Consider the following 19,606-nt stretch of genomic DNA (forward strand, 5'->3'; position numbering starts at 1 on the left):
CCCCGTCTTGGCCGGGCAGCCGATTTGCTAGATGAGGCCGGTAAACAGCCCGATGCCGGCGAGTGCTGCAGTGCCGCCAACCGAGCGCATGACGATTGAACCCTGCCGTTCGCTCATTTTGGCGAGCAGATAGCCGAGGGCTATGCCGGCAATGTGCAGTGCCGCCGTTGCCAGCATGAAGCCTGCCGCATAGGCAACGCCACCTGCAGCCGCGGGCATTTCGGAGCCGTGCGCATGTCCGTGAAAGATAGCAAAAAGGCCGACGACACCGGCTGCGATGGCGAGGGGAGCGCGGATACTCAGCGCGACGACGGCACCAAGGACGATCACGGAAAAAGCAATGCCGGCTTCGACAAATGGAACGGAAATTCCCATCATCCCGAGTGCGCCGCCGATCGCCATGACCGAGACAAAGGTGGTCGGCACGAGCCACAGCGCACGGCCGCCGAGCTGCCAGGCAAGAACGCCGACGAGGATCATCGCGAGAACGTGATCGAGCCCGGAGACGGGATGCGTGAAGCCGTGGGCGAACCCAATTGTCTGGCCAGTGCCGGTGTGGGCGAAGGCGAGCGATGGAGCAAGGACGCAAGCCGCGAACGCGGCGTTAAATCTGGAAATCTTTGAAAACATGACTGGCCCCTACTTTGTCCACGTTGTCCCGAAAATGGCACGCTGGATCAGGGGGATAAAGCAAAAAAATCAGCGACACCGTCATTTGACGTAGGTCGGCTCGACATCGAGCCGCTCAAGTCGGCTGCAGCATGCCAAACACGGCGACAAGGCCAAGCACGGCAAACCCCAGGGCTATTTCGGCGCCAGTCGTCCACTTGAGGGGCTCGAGCGACGGGTTGCGGGCAAGCCTTGGAACAAGAAGGTAGCGATTGCCTATCGCAAGCGCAATCAGGGCGAATACGATCAGGATCTTGATGCTGAGCAGAAGCTGATACTCGAGCTGCCAGTCCAGCGGGAGAGTTCCGACGATCAGGGCCGTATTGATGATGCCGGTCGTGATGACGAGTGCCACGGCAACATGACCCGCGGTTGAAAACCGCATCAACGCCGTTCGTGCGTCCTTCTGCCATCGGGCATCTCTCAACAACGGCAAGGTGACGACGATGGGGACCAAGGCGCCAAGCCAGGCGCCGCCCGACAGGAGATGAACCCCATCGTTGAGGCGATGCATCATGCGTAACCAGCCGCTGTGCATCGCGGCATGGCCGCTGAGCGTGAGGCTGACGAGCAGGAAGCCGGCGCTCACCACGCGCGCGCTGTGTTTGAAACGGCCGGTTACCATGCAAGATGCGATGAGGAGAGCGGCGGCACCAGCCTGGGCAATCCAGGCCTGCCCGACATTGGTCCCTGTAAGGACGGAGGATAGCATTTGCGGCGCGAACGCGTCGGCCCAGCCCTCGCCGATCGCAGCCGCCCGCAGCGGGAGCAGGGACGCCGTCGTGCCGATGATCAGAAGCGTTGAGAGGCCATAGCAATGACGGAGCCGTCGACTCACCTGCGCCGCCAGATCTGCTGGCGCAATCCAGCAGATGTAAGCTGATGCGCCCCACAAAAATATGGCGGAACCATAGAACAGGAAGCGGCACAGGACGAGCGCGGCGTCTGGTGTCACGGCTTGACCGTGAATCCGTATGCGCCCGTGGTCTTATGGCCGTCTGTCGAAAGAACGTGCCATTCCACTTCATAGGCGCCGGGATCGAGCTTTTCCGGAAGAGGAACCATCAGGGTCTTTCCTTCATCCATCAGCATGGCATCACCGGTCTTCACTGAGGCCTTGTCCGGGCCGATGACTTTCGCGCCGGAAAACTTGAGATCCAGCTCTTCGGAAAAGTGCAGGTCGAGCTCGTCGGGAGAGACTGCGACCGTTGCCTTGTCGGCGGGCACGCTCTTGGTCAGATGAGCATGTGCAAAAGCCTGCCCGGCAAAAATGGCGAGTGCAATCGCCGACAGTGCGGCAAAGCGTGAATGTTTGGACATGTTTCTATCTCATATTCTGGTCACGGTTCTGATGCGGCAGCGCAAGCAAGCCTGGTGGTCGCCGCCTTTACTGCGGCTTGGACATGTCCATCCCGCCCATGTCCGAGTGGCCGTCCTTTGCGGCTGCATTCGCGCCGCCAGCACCGCCGACTGCAAACTCGACGTCCACCGATCCCGCCTTCTCGAAGCTCAGGGTGGCCTTGATCGTTTCCCCTTGCTTGAATGGCTGCGCAACATCCATGAACATGATGTGGAAGCCGCCTGGCTTCAGCTCAACTGTTTGACCAGCGGGAATGACGAGGCCGCCGGTGACGGGGCGCATGGTCATGACGCCGTTGTTGACGCTCATCTGATGCACTTCAGTTTTTGCTGCCCGATCGGACGTAATACTGACGAGTTTGTCATCGGCTGACCCGGTGTTGGTCAGGTTCAAGTAGCCGCCGCCGACCTTGGCACCCGGCACCATGGCGCGAGTGCGGGGGTGGCCGATATCGATGGCGCCAACCTTGACGTCATTGGCTGTAGCGATTGCAGCAAAAAAACCGGCAAAGATCAGGCCGGTGAGGAGGATCATGAGCTTTTTCATAGTGCGATTCTCGGTTTGGCCGTCGCGTTGTGGCTGATTACGATTGTACCGATCTTGCAACGTGCCTGGGTGTAAAAAGAACGAAAATTACGCCGTGACCCCGGTCGGCCTGCATGCTGGTGACGGGCAACCGACAACTGCACTGGCGCTACGGCGTCGACCGCAAGGCGGATTATCCGAGGACAGGAAGGTGGGGTGGCGCTCTTGGGCCCTTATTGGGCGGAAACGGCTCCTCGCGCCTTCCCTCAACCATCGTCGGCGCGATGATGCGGGTATCGATGCGAAGGAATGCGATCTTGATCGCGTCGGGCAAAGGCAGAAGGATCGACGGGCTGATCCGACACACCTCGCAGCCAGGGACATGCGACTTGTCATGTTGACCGGCGGCACCTTTGCTGCCGTCGGCGCAGATTACCGGCAGTGTGCCGTCCGGCAGAACGTATTCGGAGAACTCCGCCGCGGCTGCGGCGCCAATCGTGATGCCCGGAGCTTGATAGGCAAAGCCGGAAAACAGCAATGCTATCGCGCAGATCACCCGCACGAGCCACTCCGTCAATCTCGAACCGGCGACACTCACCTGAGCCATGCTCCTCCAGTTGGCAAGAAGCTCTACGGCAGATTCTCGCAAACCTCAATGCGGCAATTGGCCGGCAGTGTAGGGCGCAGGAAACCGGAGTTGCCGGGGCGGGCGTCGTTGAATGCCGCCGTCCTTTTGCCGAATTATGAAGGATGCTTCCGGGCGCGGGTAACGAGTTCCCTCACAAAGAGCTGGGTGAGCGGCGCCACCGCAAACGCGTATCGCCGCCAGAGCCTCTTGGGGTCGGACGCCAGCCGGTGTGCCCATTCCATCCCCGCGCGGCGCATCCATAGAGGCGCACGCCTTTGTGCACCAACGAGAAATTCCAATGAGGCTCCGATGCATAATCCAACCCCACACGCGTCCGGTCGCTGAGCGAGGGCGTGAGCGATTTTTTCCGATTGCGGGCACCCGATCGCGATGAACACGAATCGAGCCTTCTCTGCGGCAACGAAGTCGACGCATGCCTGCAGCGCAGGGGGATTATGCAAGACGCCCGGTGGAGGCACCATGCTTCTGAAGCGAACTCTTGGATAGGCGCTCTCCATGTCGCGCACGATCTGAGGGTTGGCAGCGATCAAGGTTATCAGGTCGCCGTCCTTGATCACCGTTTTGAACAGTCGCGCGGTCAGGTCCGAGCCTGTGACAAGAGGCAGGCCGAGCGAAACGGCGCGCGACAGGGTCGAAATCGGCCTGCTGTCGCAGAGCGACATCCAGGCTTCGTCGTAGTATGGAGCAAGCTTGCGGTTTCCGCTAAGGCGAACCACGTGATCAACGTTGGGTGTCACGATGTAGCGGAATCTAGTCGAGCCATCGCTATCCGTGACAAGCCTGACGGCCGCATCCTGACCGATGTTATCGAACGGCGCGCCAAGAAAGTAATGACGATTCCGTCGACCGACAGGAACATTTCGAGTGAGAGGACTGTCCAATATCGGCATGATCTTCCCCGTACACATTGAGTTGGCGAAAGAGTGCTTTTCCGATTGCGGTAGCGTGTGAGCCAAGCATTTGATTTTGTGCTCGATTTGCAGACTACGAGATCGCCGTATGGGCGCAATTCTCCCGCGTTCAGCAATTGGGCGTATTCGCGAGGAGGCGGCGGATCGGATGTCACCAGAAAGAATTACGCAGAAAGAACTACGTCGTGACGGTGGGGTAAATGGAGCAATACGTGATAATGTTGGAGAACATGATGGCGCGTAAAGGGGAATACTTTGTTGTATATGGCAATACTGTTCGCCGCCGCGATCTTGTCTTTCCTGCTTGCTGTTCCGATCATGGTGTTTGCGATCGAATGCCTGGCTGGAAGCTTGTTTGCAGGCAAAGCCTCGGCAGCGGCCATAGCGATCCGACCCGCAGTAGCGGTTCTTGTCCCGGCACATGACGAAAGTTCCGGCATCGCCGAGACTGTTCGCAATATCAGGCGGGAAATGAGGCAGGGCGATCGGCTCGTCGTCGTTGCCGATAACTGCAGCGACAATACGGCTGATATCGCCCGCACCGAGGGAGCAGAGGTTGTCGAGCGGCAAAACCGGCTTGAGCGGGGGAAGGGGTACGCCCTGGACGCGGGCATTCGATATTTAAGCCAAACGCCACCGAAAATTGTCGTCGTCATAGACGCCGATTGCCGCATTGGCAGTGGAGCATTGGATCATCTGGTGAGCTCTGTCGCGACAAATAGACGTCCCGCACAAGCTCTCAACCTTCAAATTGCCCCTCAGGGTTCAGGTCACAAACTCGCGGCCGCGGAATTTGCCTATCTGGTCAAGAATCATGTTCGTCCTCTCGGACTCTTGCGACTTGGTTTGCCCTGTCCACTCATGGGAACCGGCATGGCACTGCCCTGGTCGCTGCTCGAGGATGCGAGGCTGGCAAGCAGCCATCAGGTTGAAGACGTGAAGTTCAGCCTCGACCTGGCACGACAGGGGCATACCGCACGGTTCTGCCCGCAGGCGCTGGTAACGAGTTACTTCCCTCACTCAAAAGAAGGCACGGAGACGCAGCGCAGGCGGTGGGAGAGTGGCCATCTTTCGATGATATTCCATGCGAGCAAAGCTGTCATACAGCCAGCAAACTGGACGAAGTTCGGCTATATGGTCCTGCTCCTCGATATTCTTGTGCCACCCCTCACGCTTCTCGGTGTTGCGACGTTTGCAATGACGTTGACCTCAGGCTTGCTGGCCTTGATCGGTGGTCCAACGCTACCCTTTGCGGTTGCGCTATTAAGTTCGATGATGCTCTTGTGTTCTGCTGGCCTTGCGTGGGCCGTACATGGCCGTTCCGTTCTTCCGTTGCGGAACCTGGTGCAGGTGCCACTCTATGCCATGTCAAAGATCAGGCTCTATCCCAACATGGCGGTCAGAAACGACGTCTGGGTGCGGACCGACCGGGAAAAACGGGACCATACAGGCTGACCATCGTTATCGCACATCGTCTTATAGACTGACGGCACTACGCGCAGCTTGATCGTACTGACCGGAAAGGAGCCGCATCAGCGCCGCGAACTGGCTGACAGCGTCTTCATCGAGTGCCAACGACGTCACTGCAGAGACCAGAAGTGCTTCGCGCACTTCATGGTAACGCCGGCAGATCCTTTCTCCCTCGTCGGTGACACGTATGGTCTTTTCCTTGCCGCGGCGGCCGCTTTCGACCAGGCCAAGGGATTGCAGCTTCTTGACCGCATAGGTCACGACATGCGTGTCTTCTATGTTGAACATGACGGCGATGTCGGCGAGGGTTTTCTCGCGGCTGCGATGATTGGCGGCATGCAGGATGAGGACGTCGGTGGACTGAAGGCCCGGCGCGCCTGCTGCGGCCATGCATCTGATGATCCACCGCTGAAAGGCATTCCCGGCAACAGTCAGTGCAAATTCCATCTCCGACAGCGACGGCATCGCCCCCTCTGCAAGATGAGACGCCGACACGACTGGCCCGATGGAATGCTTGCCACTTTTCATATTTGCGTCACTCACGATTTATCGATATTTTATCGGCAAATTACAGCAAATTGGATTGTTTAGAAAGAGCTGCAAAGGTGGTGGCAATGAGTGATGGAGCCTGGGATTTCTGGATCGATCGTGGCGGCACCTTTACGGACGTAATCGGGCGCGCTGACGATGGCAGTCTCCACGCCCGCAAGCTACTGTCGGAAAACCCGGAAGCATATCGCGATGCGGCCATTCAAGGCATTCGCGATCTTTTGGGCATCCGGAAGGAAGCAGCAATCCCGTTCCAGCGCATTGGCGATATTCGAATGGGTACGACAGTTGCCACGAACGCCCTTCTTGAACGCAAGGGGGACAGGGTTCTCCTTCTCATCACCAAAGGGTTTCGCGATGCCCTGCAGATCGCCTATCAGGCGCGACCCGATATTTTCGCAAAGGAGATCATTCTTCCTGAGCAGCTCTATGAACGGGTCATTGAGGTTGACGAGCGAGTTCGCGCGGACGGCTCCATCGAGGCTGAACTCGACCTCGCGACAGTGAAGGACAAGATCGAAAGGGCCAAATCCGACGGGATCGATGCGGTCGCTATCGTCTTCATGCACTCCTGGAGGTATCCACGGCACGAGGAAGCGATTGCCGACCTCTGCAAAGCAATTGGATTTCGACAAATCTCCGTCAGCCATCAGGTCTCTCCCCTGGTCAAGCTCGTTGGACGAGGGGATACGACCGTCGTTGACGCCTATCTTTCTCCGATTCTGTCGCGCTACGTACAGCAGGTCGCTGCCGAACTCGGCATCGACAAGTCAAACGACAGCGCGCCGCGACTAAAGTTCATGATGTCATCCGGCGGATTAACCGCGGCTGACCTGTTTCAGGGCAAGGACGCGCTTCTGTCAGGGCCGGCGGGTGGCGTGGTCGGAATGGTGGAAACCGCCAAACTGGCAGGCTTCGACAAGGTCATTGGTTTCGACATGGGCGGTACGTCAACCGATGTTGCTCACTACGACGGCGAGTATGAGCGTGCGTTTGACACCGAAGTTGCGGGCGTGCGTGTCCGTGCGCCGATGATGCGAATCCATACCGTCGCGGCAGGTGGTGGCTCGATCCTTCACTTTGAGGCCGGTCGCTTTCGCGTCGGCCCGGACTCTGCGGGTGCCAATCCTGGCCCGGCCTGCTATCGCCGGGGTGGTGATCTGGCGGTGACCGACGCAAACGTCATGTTGGGAAAGTTGCAGCCGGACCTGTTCCCGGCGATTTTCGGCCCGAACCAGGACGAGCCGCTCGATGTGGCAGTTGTCCGCGAGAAATTTGAGATCCTTGCCGCCGAGGCGGGCAGCGAGCTTACCCCTGAAAGCGTGGCTGAAGGGTTCGTCAAGATCGCCGTCGAGAACATGGCGAATGCGATCAAGAAGATTTCGGTCCAGCGTGGCTATGACGTCACTGGCTACCTGTTGAACTGCTTCGGTGGCGCCGGCGGCCAACATGCCTGTCTTGTGGCAGATGCGCTTGGCATGTCGGCCGTCCTCATCCACCCGTATTCGGGCCTCTTGTCGGCATACGGTATGGGGCTTTCGACCGTGTTTGCCTCCCGCCAGCAAGCATTCCTGCAGCCGTTGGCCGAACAAGTCAAAACCGAGATTAACGCGTTGATCGCTTCCCTTAGCCGTGAGGTCGCTGGGGAACTAATGGCTCAAGGGGTTGCAGAAAACGCGATCGATTTCAGGTCCGTCTTGCACATACGCTATGACGGAACCGATACGACGCTGCCGGTGAATTTCGAAGAAGGATCGGTTGACCGCGCAAAGAGCGATTTTGAAGGAGCTCACAAGGCGCAGTTCGGTTTCATCTATGACGCAAAGACAATTGTCGTGGACTCGGTGGGCGTTGAAGGAAGTGACAGGAGCAGTGCCACGCATGATGAGAGCGACAGAACAGTAGACAGCCGAGTTGCCGCTCCGCGCGAAACCCGGAATGTCTTCGTTGAAGGTTCATGGCAGGATGCGGGTGTTTTCCGACGTGTTGATCTAACCCCTGGAGCGTCGATCGCCGGCCCGGCGCTAATCATCGAAGCCAATCAGACCATCGTCGTAGAGCCGGGCTGGCAAGCGCAGATCACGTCCAAGGATCATGTGCTGTTGCGAAGGACCGAGAAGAAGCAAAACGCCGCGGCATTGGGAACCGATGCGGATCCGATCATGCTGGAGATCTTCAACAATCTCTTCATGTCGATCGCAGAGCAGATGGGCGTGACGCTGCAGAACACCGCTTACTCGGTGAACATAAAGGAGCGGCTCGATTTCTCTTGTGCGGTTTTTGACCGTACCGGGGCGCTCGTCGCCAACGCCCCCCATATGCCAGTGCATCTCGGGTCAATGGACCGTTCGGTCGAGACCATCATTCATTTGAACCGGGGCAAGATCCGTCCCGGCGACGTTTTCGCATTGAATGCACCTTACAACGGTGGCACCCACCTGCCTGACATAACGGTCGTGACGCCTGTTTTCGATGAGATCGGACAGGACATTCTGTTCTATGTCGCGTCTCGGGGGCACCATGCAGACATCGGGGGAACCGCGCCCGGGTCCATGACGCCGCTTGCTACAACGGTGGACGAAGAGGGAATTCTATTCGATAACTTCAAACTCGTCGATCGGGGGGAGTTTCGCGAGACAGAACTCTACGATCTTCTGACCCGACACCCTTATCCTGCCCGCAATCCGCAACAGAACATCGGTGATATCAAGGCGCAGATAGCATCGAACGAAAAGGGTGTGGCGGAGTTGCGCAAGATGGTTGTGCATTTCGGGCTGTCGGTCGTCGAGGCATATATGGGGCATGTCCAGGACAACGCCGCCGAAAGCGTGCGCCGGGTCCTCGAACGTCTGCCCGATGCCTCCGAGTATGAATATCCCACTGACACCGGTCAGATCATCAAGGTCAAGATTACCATTGACCGGACCAAGCGTGAGGCGACGGTCGATTTCACCGGCACGTCAAAAGTTCAAAAGAACAATTTCAATGCCCCGGAACCCGTAACACGAGCCGCCGTGCTCTATGCCTTTCGCGTGATGGTCGAGGACAATATCCCGATGAATGCCGGCTGCCTGAGGCCGATCAGAATCGTCATTCCAGACGGCTGTATGTTGAAGCCCGCTTATCCTGCCGCTGTCGTGGCCGGCAACGTCGAGACCTCGCAGCACGTGACGAATGCGCTTTTCGGGGCCATGGGAGCAATGGCCAACGCTCAGGGAACCATGAACAATCTGACCTTCGGCAATGAACGCTATCAGTATTACGAAACGATCTGCTCGGGGTCGCCGGCGGGCCAGATGAACAATGGGCGCGCATTTGCTGGCACGTCCGGTGTTCATACCCACATGACCAATTCCCGGCTGACGGATCCCGAAATACTTGAACTCCGTTTTCCGGTCCTGCTTGAAGACTTCCATATCAGGCAAGGATCGGGAGGTAGGGGAAAATGGAACGCTGGAGACGGCACGAAACGGACGATCCGCTTTCTCGAACGCATGGAATGCGCAATCCTGTCGTCTCATCGCAACCGGCCGCCAAAGGGTAGCAATGGTGGCTGCGAAGGGGAGGTTGGATCCACGACAGTTCGACGTCTGGATGGGCGTGTTGACACGCTGAAGGCTAGCGATCAGACGGTCTTGGACGTGGGCGAGGCCGTATCAGTTACGACACCCACCGCAGGTGGCTTCGGCACGCCCTGACCGAGACAGGCTACCGATTGCACGCATTGCCTGCCTGGCGCTTTCGCTCATTATAGCAGCCGGAGCCGGTACCTCTTTGGGCGGTCAGCCGGAAAGCTTACGCTTCGTTTCAAGAGACGCACTTCTCAATGGTTCTTGCCTGCTCCATCCTGCTGCTCGCAAGAGGCAGTTTTGGGGCTGGTGGATACAGGTCGACTGGAGGAAAGATCGATGCGCATGAAACGATCTTGGAACTCGCTCGGCCGGCGCGATGCTCTCAAGCTTGCAGCATTGGCTTCGGTGGCGACGGGTGCGTTGGCATTCACAAGAACCAGGTCGACAAGCGCAAATGAGCGCCCACTTTTYCCTGGACCTTCTTTTTTTGTGAAAGGTGTCTACCAGCAACCCATTGAGAAGATGGGGGAATGGCGCGACCGTGGGGTAAACACCATCTTCACGGTAAACGGCGGCGCAAACTTCATCACATGGACGAACGAGGCAATGAAGCAGGGACTTTACTTCGTTCGTGCTCCAGCAGGTGTTGACGAACAATACCGAGTCATTGATCGCGCGGCATTCGAGCAAGATGTTCGCAATCCCTTTCTTCTGGCAATTGCCCTCGTCGACGAGCCCTCAAATCTGAAGCCTGGTGGCGCAGGCATTACCTATTATGACGTGATGGTGCCACCTGCCGAGGTCGATGCAGTTGCCCGGGAGTTGTCCAGTGGTGGAAAGCCCCTCTGGATCAACCATATCGGAAACCACATCAACAATGTTTACCTCGAAAAAATCATGAGTGACTACGCTGACAGTCCTTATGTCGATTGGCTCGCGCAGGACAGTTATCCTGTTGCAACCGGTGAGGATATAACTATCGATCGTGACGACTACACTTCCACACCGCAGGGCCATTCGATCGATCGGTTACTAAGGTGGAGCGATGGGCGGCCACAATTCTCGTTCGTCGGTGTCACTAAATTCAGCGCCGACTCCGGCAGAGACACGACGCCGGAGGAGTTTCGCCTGCAGGCGTGGTCATCGATCATTCACGGTGCGACAGGCCTCATCTACTTCTCCTTCATGTTCTCGCCTCAGTTTTCCTATGACGCGACGCCGGAAAACCTCGTTGGCGAAATCAAGATGCTTCACGCCCAGATCGACGAGATTGAACCCATCCTGATGGATAAAGACAAAGGCGGTCGCCGTCCCTGGGTTCTCCTGAAGTCGGTACGTGGCGAGGCCAATGACCCAGCGTCTTTGCCGTATCCCTTCGAAGCCTGCTCGATAAAAACCGATCGCGGCGAATACAAGATCATCCTGAACCTCGCGAACGAACCGGCTGAACTGACCTATGAGCCCTGGGGCCTCACCAAGGTTTCGTTTTCGCCCTATCAATGCAAACGAGGGTATTCCCCCAAGGAAATCGCGTAGATTCGAGACATATCTACGCGCTATGGTGTCTGGGCATTAGTCTGTGGACACGAACTGACCATTTTCAGCGTATCTGCGCAGCAGATCAGACGGCGGTTCGGCAAGGCCCTCTGCGGCGAGTCCCTCGAGTTTTGCGGCGATTTCGGCAAGTCCGCGCCGTTCAGCATAATGCATCAAACCGCCGCGCCAGCGCGGGAAGCCATATCCGTGGATTTCCACAAGGTCGATGTCCTCAGCTCTTAACGCCACCTTTTCCTTGACGATCTTTGTGGCCTCGTTGACCATCGGCAGGACGATGCAGTCGGTGATGCTGGCTTCATCCCACCCTCGCTGCGGCGTTTCCCGTGCTTCCCCGGCAATAATGTCGGCGACGATTTCCGAGTGTCTGGGCGTGCGATCGCCCTTCGCGTAGTCGTACCAGCCGCCGCCGCTTTTCTGGCCAAAGCGTTCCAATGCGCAAAGCCGTTCCGCGATTGGAGCGAAGGGGGTCTCGCCACGGGCACGCGCCGCCTTGCGTTGGAAAGCGGCAATGTCGAGTCCGCCGAGGTCCTGGGCCTCGAAGGGCCCCATGGGCAGCCCGAAGCTGCGCATCGCTGCATCGACCGCCTGTGGTGTCGCGCCCGCCAGTAACAGCCGTTCGGCCTGGGCGCGGGTGACTTTCAGGATCCGGTTGCCGATAAAGCCATCGCAGATGCCGGCGCGCACAGGGATCTTGTTCAGCATCCTCGCAAGTGCAAAGCCCGTTGCAAGGGTTGCGGGCGCGGTATGAGCGGTCGGTACGATCTCCAGCAGCTTCATGACATGTGCCGGGCTGAAGAAGTGCAACCCGAGGAAGCGCTCCGGGTGCCTGATGCCTGCCGCGATCTGCTCTGGATCGAGGTAGGACGTATTGGTGGCAAGCACCGCATCGGCGCGGCAAACCGTCGAAAGCTTGCTGAAGACCTCGCGCTTCACGTCGAGATCCTCAAACACTGCTTCGATGACCAGGTCGGTTGCAGAAAGCTGGCTGTAGTCGGTCGTTCCTGTTACGCCGGCCAGACGCTCGGCCGCAACGTCTGGACTGATCTTGCCGCGTTTGGCCGCGCCTTCGAAGATCGAACGCAGGTTGGAGAGGCCGCGTTCGACCGCAGCCTCGTCGCGTTCCACAAGCGTCACAGGCAGGCCCGCATCGCGAAGTGCAGCCGCGATACCCGCGCCCATCGTGCCGCCGCCGATGACAGCGGCAGAACGGATCTTCCGGGGCTCGACCCCTGCAAGCTCAGGCGGCCGGGGTGCTGCCCGCTCGGTGAAGAAAACGTGGCGCAAGGCTGCAGCCTGGGGTGAGCCGCGCAATTCGAGAAATGTCTGGCGCTCGAAGGCCATAGCAGTGTCGAAATCGGCCTCCGCCGCCTTCCTCACGCAGGCGAGCGCACGAAGCGGTGCTTCCTCGCGCCTGGCGCGGCTGGCAACCGCCTTTGAGGTCGTTTCCCAGAACGTCGCGTCGACGGCCGGCACGCCGCGCTGGCGGAGCGGAAGTGGCAGGGACTGATCCACGGCAGAACGCGCGAAGTCGATCGCCCCCTTTTCCAGGTCACCCTCGACAACGGCATCGATCAGCCCTTGAGACCGCGCCTTCGGCGCTGCCACGGGCGTACCTGTTGTGATCATCTCGGTTGCAAGCGCCGGTCCGATCAGCCGTGGCAGGCGCACTGTACCCCCGGCACCCGGAACAATGCCGAGGCGGACTTCGGGCAACCCGACGCTTGCCGACGGCACGGCTATGCGAAAGCGGCAGCCGAGCGCCACTTCGAAGCCACCACCGAGCGCGCTGCCATGAATTGCGGCAACCCACGGCTTGGCTGCTGTTTCGATACGAGCGACGAGGTCGGGAAGGTGAGGGGGCATCGGCGGCTTGCCGAATTCGTTGACATCGGCGCCGGCAATGAACGTCCGTCCGTCGCAGATCAGCACCACTGCGCGCACCGAAGGGTCGGCGTCCAGCGTCTCGGCCGCATTCCACAGGTCCTGCCGCACTGCCTGCGACAAGGCGTTCACGGGCGGGTTGTCGATGGTGACGATGGCAATGTCGCCGTTTCGTTCGATGGTCACGGTCATAATGTCAAATTCCCAGGTAGGCTTCGCGAATTCGTTCGTCGGCAATCAGGTCCTGAGCTGGTCCCGACATTGTAATACGGCCGGTCTCCATCACATAGCCGCGGTCGGCAATCGACAGTGCGCCAAAGGCGTTCTGTTCGACGAGCAGCACGGTGACGTTGAGCGCACGCAGGCCCTTCACCACCTCGAAGATCTGGGCGACGAGGATCGGCGCCAGTCCCATGCTTGGCTCGTCGAGAAGCAGGCAGGAGGGGCGGGCCATCAGGGCACGGGCAATCGCAAGCATCTGCTGCTGGCCGCCGGACAGGCCCCCGGCCGCCAGATTGCGTTTTTCGCGAAGCACCGGGAACATGACGAATGCCTCCTCCATGTCCCGTTCGACCTTGTCGTCGGAGAACAGGAAGGCGCCGAGGCGCAGATTTTCCTCGACGGAGAGGTTCGTGAAGATCTGCCGCCCCTCGGGCGATTGCGCAAGACCGCGCGCCGGGCGGCGATAGGCTGGAACACTGTTCAGGCTCTCGCCGCGAAACACAATGGAACCTGACGACACCGGCTGTATGCCGGAAAGGCAACGCAAAAGCGTCGTCTTGCCAGCGCCGTTCGCACCCACCACGGTGACGATTTCGCCGGAGCCGACCTCAAGATCAACGCCGTGCAGAACCTCGATGCGGCCATAGCGAGAGCGCAATCCTTCAACCGTCAACATCAGCCGCCTCCACCGCTTGCGCGCCAAGATAGGCTTCGATGACCCGCGGGTTGCGGGCGACCGATGCCGGTTCTCCTTCTGCGATCTTCTCGCCGTGATCGAGCACCACGATATGGTTCGAAATGCGCATCACCATCTTCATGTCGTGCTCCACAAGCAGAATGGAAACGCCCTCTGCCGCGACCTCGGCGATCAGGTGATCGATCTCCTCCGTCTCGACCGCGTTGCAGCCGGCAGCCGGCTCGTCGAGAAGCAGCACACGTGGTTGCAGGGCAAGCGCGCGGGCGATCTCCAGCCGTTTCAGCGCACCGTAGGACAAGGAGCCCGCAGTTCTCTCGGCTGCCTGGGCAAGGCCAACACGCTTAAGCAGTTCGCGGGCGCCGGCTTCCGAGGCCTGGCTTCTCAGGCGCGAGCCCGGGAGCCCGAGGAGATCGGCGAGAATTGATCCCCGTTCGTGCAGGTGATGACCGACGGTGACATTCTCCAGCACCGTCATCGTCTGGAATATCTGCAGGTTCTGGAACGTGCGGGAGAGACCCCGTTCGGCGAGCAGATGCGGCCCAAGGCCAGTGACATCCTCCCCTGCGAGCAGGATACGCCCGCGGCCGGGCAGGTAGACGCCCGAAATCATGTTGAAGAGGGTCGTCTTGCCGGCGCCGTTCGGTCCGATCACCGAGACGATTTCGCCAGCCTTCAGGGAAAAGCTCACATCATTGACGGCGCGCAGGCCGCCAAAGTCGATCCCGATACCTTCGACTTGAAGCAGGCTCATTCTCCCCTCCCTCTGATCAGGCGCGCAAGGCTAGGAAGCAGGCCGTCGCGCATGAAGATCATCACGAGCATCATGATGAGGCCGAGCACGAGCTGCTCATATTCCTGAAAGACGGTCAAAACCTGAGGCAGCGTCGTCAGGATGGCGGCCCCGAGGATCGCCCCGACAACAGAACCCGCACCACCAAGAACCGCCATGGTGACGAGCTCGATCGAATGCATGTAGCCGGCAACATCCGGGGTGATGAACTTGTTCTGCAGCGCCAGCAGGGAACCGGCAACCGACGCGTAGACCGCGGAAATCACGAAGGCTCTCAGCTTGTATTTGGCGACATCGACGCCGACGGTGCGGGCAGCGACCTCCGAGCCATGAAGGGCCCGCAACGCCCGCCCGGTCGGGCTGTGAAAGAGGTTGAGTGCGAGCCAGGCGCCGATCAGCATGATGAAACCGGTAAAGGCATACCAGAAGACCGGGTTCGACATGTCGAGACCGAGTGACTTCAGGAGCGGCCGCAATCCGAGGTCGGCAACGGCAATGCCGTCAGGACCACCGGTCCATCCCGCTTCATTGGCAAGCACCATGGCAACCAAGGCACCAAGTCCGAGACTTGCGACGGCCAGGTAGTATCCCTTCAGCCGGAGGATAGGCCGTCCGACCAGCCAGGCGACAAGGGCGGAAAGCACGGCGCCAAGGATGACGGCGAGGGCTGGATGCAGGCCGATGTGAAGAGGCGCAAGCGCACAGCTGTAGCCGCCGATCCCGACGAAGCCGGCATGGCCGAGGCTGATCTGGCCGGCATATCCGGTGAGGATGACAAGACCCGTCACCGCAAGTCCGTTGACGAAGATCAGCGAGCCGACGCGGAAATAGTAGGAGGAGGGAAACAGGAAGGGCAGGGCGACGACGACGAGCGTCAGCACAAGCAGCGTGATGGTTTTCGAGGAGAGCTTCATCGTCATACCCGATCCGTGACTTTGCGGCCAAAGATGCCCTGCGGCATGGCGAAGAGGACGGCAAGGATCACGATGAAGGCAGCCGCGTCCTTGTATTGGGAGCTTATGTAGCCGGCGGTCATTGCCTCGAGGACACCGAGAAGCAGGCCGCCCACGAGTGCTCCCTTGGGGTTGCCCATCCCGCCCAGCATGGCAGCGGCAAAGCCCTTGAGCGCCAGCGAGATGCCGACATCATAGCTGGTCAGCGTGATCGGCGTGACGAGCACACCTGCCAAGGCGCCGATTGCGGCCGAAAGCGCGAAGCTCAGCGTCATGATGTAGCGCGTGTTGATGCCGACCAGTTGCGCGGCAATGCGGTTATTGGCGGTCGCCAGCACCGCGCGGCCGGTGAGCGTCTTGGTGAAGAACAGCCAGAGGCCAATGAAGACTGCCAGCGCGCCGGCAACGACCCACAGGCTCTGCGGCAGGATGGTCGCTCCGCCGATTGCGATCGGCGTATCGCCCGAGAAGGCGGGGAAGCGATGCAATTGCTTGTCGAAGGCGATCTGCGTCAGGCCGCGGATGAAGATCGAGGCGCCAATCGTGATGATGATCAGGGACACCACGGGGGCACCGCCCGCGGGCTCGATGGCGAGCTTGTTGAGCGCGACCCCGATCGCCGCCGTCACGAGAATGGCAAGGATCGCCGCCAGCGGCAGAGGAATGCCCGCCTGATAGGAAAAGACGGTGATCATGCCGCCGAGCATGACGAATTCGCCCTGGGCGAAGTTCACGACATCGGATGCGTTGTAGATGATGGTGAAGCCGAGGGCCACCAGCGCGTAAACCGCACCGACCGTCACCCCGGACAGCAGAAATTGCATGAACTCGGCCATTGGCTGCCTCCCTTTGCACCGCGCCTGATCGGGAGCGCCACGCGCTCCCGAGGGCACGGCTCAGCACTTAGTCGACGATCTTCCAGCTACCGTCACGGATCTCCAGCATGCGGAAGGCCGTGAGATCGAGGCCGAGGTGATCGTCCGCCGTCATGGTGACGGTTCCGGTCGTTCCGACGAGGCCCTTCGTCTGCTCGATGGCTTCGCGAATAGCTGCGGGATCGGCTTTGCCCGCACGGTTGATCGCGTCGACGAGGATGCGCAGCGCGTCATGCGCATAGCCACCAAAGGTCGATACCGGCTTGCCCGTCGCTGTTTCGAAGCTCTTCTTGTAAGCGGCAACGACCGCGCGCTGCGGATCGTTTTCCGGCAGGAGGTCGGCCACCAGCAGGGCAGTACCCGGCAGGCGAATGCCTTCGGCCGCACTTGCGCCAGCCAGATCGATGAAGCCGTTGGAGGCGACACCATGCGACTGATAAAGCGGCAGGCCGACGGCGAGCTGTGCGTAGTTGCGGGTGACGATTGCCGGACCCTGGCCGAAGCCGGGGTTGAGGATTGCCTGCACGCCTGAAGTGTTCTTGATGTTGGTGAGCTGCGGGGTCATGTCCGCATCGCTCGGCCCATAGGTTTCGTCTGCAACGACCTCAATGCCATAGTCGCCAACGATGGCCAGGCACTGCTTGTGCATGGAGGCGCCAAAGCCGTCGGAACCGGAGATCATGCCGATCTTCGTGAAGCCCTTCTTCTTCATGTCGTCGAAGATCTTTGCGCAGGCCATGCGATCGGTATGCGGCGTCTTGAAGGTATAGGGCTTTACCGGGTCTACGATTTCGATGGCGCCAGCAAGCGAGATGAATGGGATCTCGGCATCTTCAGCAACCGGGATGATCGCCATCGAGGTGCCGGTGGTGGTGCCGCCAATGACCGCTGTGACTTCGTCGTCCTCGACCAGACGCGTTGCGAAGGTGCGTGCCTTGTTCGGATCGCCGCCGTCGTCGTAGATGACAAGCTCGAGCTTTTCACCGAGAACGCCGCCTGCCGCATTGATCTCGTCGACCAAGAGCTTCAGCGTCTTGGCTTCAGGGTCGCCAAGGAACGAGGCGGGTCCTGTTTCCGAGACAGTCGCTCCGATGCGGATGTCGGCAAGGGCTTCGCCGGCAAAGCCAAGCGCAAGCGCAAGCGTACCCGCGAGCGCGGTGGTCATCGCAAATTTCATGTCAGTCTCCTCCCAAGAGAACAAAGGTTAGGTCAAAGTCGTCACGCCGCCTTCGGACGGCGCCACATGACGGTGCGGAAGCGGTTGGCCACGAAGGCCGCGTCTGTCAGGCTGGCATTGCCGGCCGGGTTGGCGCCGGTGACGTGGAAATCACTGAACGCAGCACTCTGATTGACGAAGATGCCGCCGGTCAGATTGATCGAGAGATTGACGCCCGCCCTGGCGAAGGCGTCGACAGCAGCGTCGATGCGGCTGTTGTCGGTGTCATAAAGTGCTGCGGTGATCGCACCCTTGCGACGGGCGAGGCTTGCTGCCTTTTCGATGCCCCCGGCAACATCCGCAACGGCGACGATGAAGGCAATCGGACCGAAGCGCTCTTCCTCATGCGCATCCGTCTTGTCGGCATCGACGGCAAGGACGAGGGGCGTTGCCGTGCGCGCATCGCCTGTTGTGACCGGGGCAGAGTCGCGAATGAGCGTTCCGAGGCTGCGGGCGGTCTCGATGCGCTTGAGTGTCGCCGGGTTGGCTATCGCGCCACAGACTCCCGCGGCGCGTGCCGCATCGGCAAGAAGGTCGTCGATGGCAGCGGCAATTGCCTTTGCCACGTCGTCGAAGCTCTTGTGGCCCTCATCGGTCTTAATGCCGCTCCTTGGAACGAAGATGTTCTGGGGGGCGGTGCACATCTGGCCGCTGTAGAGCGAGAGAGAAAAGGCGATGTTGGCGCACATGCCGGCAAAGTCATCGGTGCCGGCGACGACAATCGAATTGACACCAGCCTCTTCGGTGTAGACTTGAGCGTCTCCGGCATGCTTGCGCACCCAATCGCCGAAGTTGTTCGAGCCGGTGTAGTCGATGAGCTGCACCGCATTGTTCTCAACGAGATCGCGGGTGATTTCGGCGCCCGGCGCATCGGCGGCCAGCAGTGCGATATTGGCGTCAAATCCCTCTTCGGCAAGCACCTGGCGAATGACCGAAACCGTGATCGCCAATGGCAGGATTGCGCCCGGATGCGGCTTGACGATGACGGTGTTGCCGGTCGCGAGGCTGGCAAACAGGCCTGGATAGCTGTTCCAGGTCGGAAATGTCTGGCAGCCGATCACCAGCGAGATCCCGCGCGGCACGATCCGCCAGTGTTTTTCCAGAACGATCGGCTCGGCCTTGCCCTGCGGTTTGGTCCAGATGGCCTGAGCCGGCGTGCGGGCCATCTCTGCGAAGGCGTAGGCAACGGCTTCGAGGCCGCGGTCCTGCGCATGCGGTCCGCCAGCCTGGAATGCCATGGCAAAGGCCTGTCCCGTCGTGTGCATGACGGCATTGGCGATTTCGAAGCTGATGCGATTGAGGCGGGCCAGAACTTCGAGGCAGATGCCGACGCGGGTCTTGACCGCCGCATCCGCCCATGCGGGTGCCGCAGCCTGCGAGGCGGCGATCAGCGTGTCTGCAGCTGCGGCCGGATAGGTGATTGCGAGCGTCGGGCCAAATGGCGAGACTTCCGCGCCGACCTTCGCCGTCTCGGGATGGCCAGGCAAGGCAAAAGGCTTGCCGAGCCGGGCATTGTAGGATGCCAGGCCATCGTCCTTGGCGGTTTCGCCATAGATCTTGCCGCTCGGGATTTCAGGATAGGCCGACCAATAGCCGCGTTCCTGCGCAGCCTTCAGGGCTGCGGCAAGGGTTGGCTGGTGGCGGTCGAAAAGGGCATCCATTCACATGTTCCTCTCATGCTGTGGATTTATAATTGACCGGCCGGTCGGT

At 59.9% G+C, this 19,606-nt stretch carries 17 protein-coding genes; 3 read left to right on the forward strand and 14 right to left on the reverse strand.

Annotated elements, in window-relative coordinates:
- Window positions 1–27: 27 nt before the first annotated feature.
- The 6 genes from AC1DPR_RS16405 to AC1DPR_RS16430 form a co-directional block, all read right to left on the reverse strand.
- Entirely contained in the window at window positions 28–630 is a 603-nt protein-coding gene (locus tag AC1DPR_RS16405; RefSeq protein ID WP_477816727.1) for a HupE/UreJ family protein, read from the reverse strand.
- A 115-nt stretch (window positions 631–745) separates the two neighbouring features.
- A complete protein-coding gene (gene copD / locus AC1DPR_RS16410) occupies window positions 746–1,624 on the reverse strand; it encodes a copper homeostasis membrane protein CopD (RefSeq protein WP_477816728.1) in 879 nt (292 codons plus the stop codon).
- Window positions 1,621–1,989, reverse strand: a complete 369-nt coding sequence (copC, locus tag AC1DPR_RS16415) for a copper homeostasis periplasmic binding protein CopC (RefSeq protein ID WP_477816729.1) — start codon at window positions 1,987–1,989, stop codon at window positions 1,621–1,623. The genes copD and copC overlap by 4 nt, the downstream gene beginning before the upstream one ends.
- A 67-nt stretch (window positions 1,990–2,056) precedes the next feature.
- On the reverse strand, window positions 2,057–2,575 hold the full coding sequence (locus AC1DPR_RS16420; protein ID WP_477816730.1) for a copper chaperone PCu(A)C: 519 nt from the start codon (window positions 2,573–2,575) through the stop codon (window positions 2,057–2,059).
- A 172-nt stretch (window positions 2,576–2,747) separates the two neighbouring features.
- Complete coding sequence (locus AC1DPR_RS16425; protein ID WP_477816731.1) at window positions 2,748–3,161, reverse strand: hypothetical protein; 414 nt, start codon at window positions 3,159–3,161, stop codon at window positions 2,748–2,750.
- A gap of 134 nt (window positions 3,162–3,295) precedes the next feature.
- Window positions 3,296–4,537 (reverse strand): WecB/TagA/CpsF family glycosyltransferase, encoded by a 1,242-nt coding sequence (locus tag AC1DPR_RS16430; RefSeq protein ID WP_477816732.1) that lies wholly within the window; start codon window positions 4,535–4,537, stop codon window positions 3,296–3,298.
- Here AC1DPR_RS16430 and AC1DPR_RS16435 point away from each other — a divergent pair.
- On the forward strand, window positions 4,433–5,569 hold the full coding sequence (locus AC1DPR_RS16435) for a glycosyltransferase family 2 protein (RefSeq protein WP_477816733.1): 1,137 nt from the start codon (window positions 4,433–4,435) through the stop codon (window positions 5,567–5,569). The genes AC1DPR_RS16430 and AC1DPR_RS16435 overlap by 105 nt on opposite strands.
- A 21-nt stretch (window positions 5,570–5,590) precedes the next feature.
- Here AC1DPR_RS16435 and AC1DPR_RS16440 read toward each other — a convergent pair whose 3' ends face one another.
- Entirely contained in the window at window positions 5,591–6,112 is a 522-nt protein-coding gene (locus AC1DPR_RS16440) for a winged helix DNA-binding protein (RefSeq protein ID WP_113113223.1), read from the reverse strand.
- Window positions 6,113–6,198: 86 nt separating this feature from the next.
- Here AC1DPR_RS16440 and AC1DPR_RS16445 point away from each other — a divergent pair, with 86 nt between their 5' ends.
- Both AC1DPR_RS16445 and AC1DPR_RS16450 read left to right on the forward strand, forming a co-directional pair.
- A complete protein-coding gene (locus AC1DPR_RS16445; RefSeq protein WP_477816734.1) occupies window positions 6,199–9,831 on the forward strand; it encodes a hydantoinase B/oxoprolinase family protein in 3,633 nt (1,210 codons plus the stop codon).
- A 180-nt stretch (window positions 9,832–10,011) separates the two neighbouring features.
- Window positions 10,012–11,241 carry a hypothetical protein gene (locus tag AC1DPR_RS16450; RefSeq protein ID WP_477816793.1) on the forward strand — a complete coding sequence of 410 codons (1,230 nt, stop codon included), beginning with the start codon at window positions 10,012–10,014 and terminating at the stop codon, window positions 11,239–11,241.
- A gap of 36 nt (window positions 11,242–11,277) precedes the next feature.
- On the opposite strand, the gene AC1DPR_RS16455 is transcribed toward AC1DPR_RS16450, so the two are convergent.
- The 7 genes from AC1DPR_RS16455 to paaN all read right to left on the reverse strand — a co-directional run bounded on the left by AC1DPR_RS16455 (window position 11,278) and on the right by paaN (window position 19,557).
- Window positions 11,278–13,335 carry a 3-hydroxyacyl-CoA dehydrogenase NAD-binding domain-containing protein gene (locus AC1DPR_RS16455; RefSeq protein WP_477816735.1) on the reverse strand — a complete coding sequence of 686 codons (2,058 nt, stop codon included), beginning with the start codon at window positions 13,333–13,335 and terminating at the stop codon, window positions 11,278–11,280.
- 4 nt (window positions 13,336–13,339) lie between these two features.
- Window positions 13,340–14,041, reverse strand: coding sequence for an ABC transporter ATP-binding protein (locus AC1DPR_RS16460; protein WP_477816736.1), 702 nt, complete (start codon window positions 14,039–14,041; stop codon window positions 13,340–13,342).
- Window positions 14,028–14,813: an ABC transporter ATP-binding protein gene (locus AC1DPR_RS16465; RefSeq protein ID WP_477816737.1), complete on the reverse strand. Its 786-nt coding sequence runs from the start codon at window positions 14,811–14,813 to the stop codon at window positions 14,028–14,030. Before AC1DPR_RS16465 ends, AC1DPR_RS16460 begins: the two co-directional genes overlap by 14 nt.
- The gene (locus tag AC1DPR_RS16470) at window positions 14,810–15,766 is read right to left on the reverse strand and encodes a branched-chain amino acid ABC transporter permease (RefSeq protein ID WP_477816794.1); all 957 of its coding nucleotides are present in this window, start codon (window positions 15,764–15,766) and stop codon (window positions 14,810–14,812) included. The genes AC1DPR_RS16465 and AC1DPR_RS16470 overlap by 4 nt, the downstream gene beginning before the upstream one ends.
- Window positions 15,767–15,768: 2 nt before the next feature.
- Window positions 15,769–16,641 carry a branched-chain amino acid ABC transporter permease gene (locus AC1DPR_RS16475; protein WP_477816738.1) on the reverse strand — a complete coding sequence of 291 codons (873 nt, stop codon included), beginning with the start codon at window positions 16,639–16,641 and terminating at the stop codon, window positions 15,769–15,771.
- A gap of 67 nt (window positions 16,642–16,708) precedes the next feature.
- Complete coding sequence (locus AC1DPR_RS16480) at window positions 16,709–17,857, reverse strand: ABC transporter substrate-binding protein (RefSeq protein WP_477816739.1); 1,149 nt, start codon at window positions 17,855–17,857, stop codon at window positions 16,709–16,711.
- Between the two features lie 41 nt (window positions 17,858–17,898).
- Complete coding sequence (paaN, locus tag AC1DPR_RS16485; protein WP_477816740.1) at window positions 17,899–19,557, reverse strand: phenylacetic acid degradation protein PaaN; 1,659 nt, start codon at window positions 19,555–19,557, stop codon at window positions 17,899–17,901.
- Between the last annotated feature and the right edge of the window lie 49 nt (window positions 19,558–19,606).

The organism is Rhizobium sp. 01T417 (genome assembly GCF_056398905.1).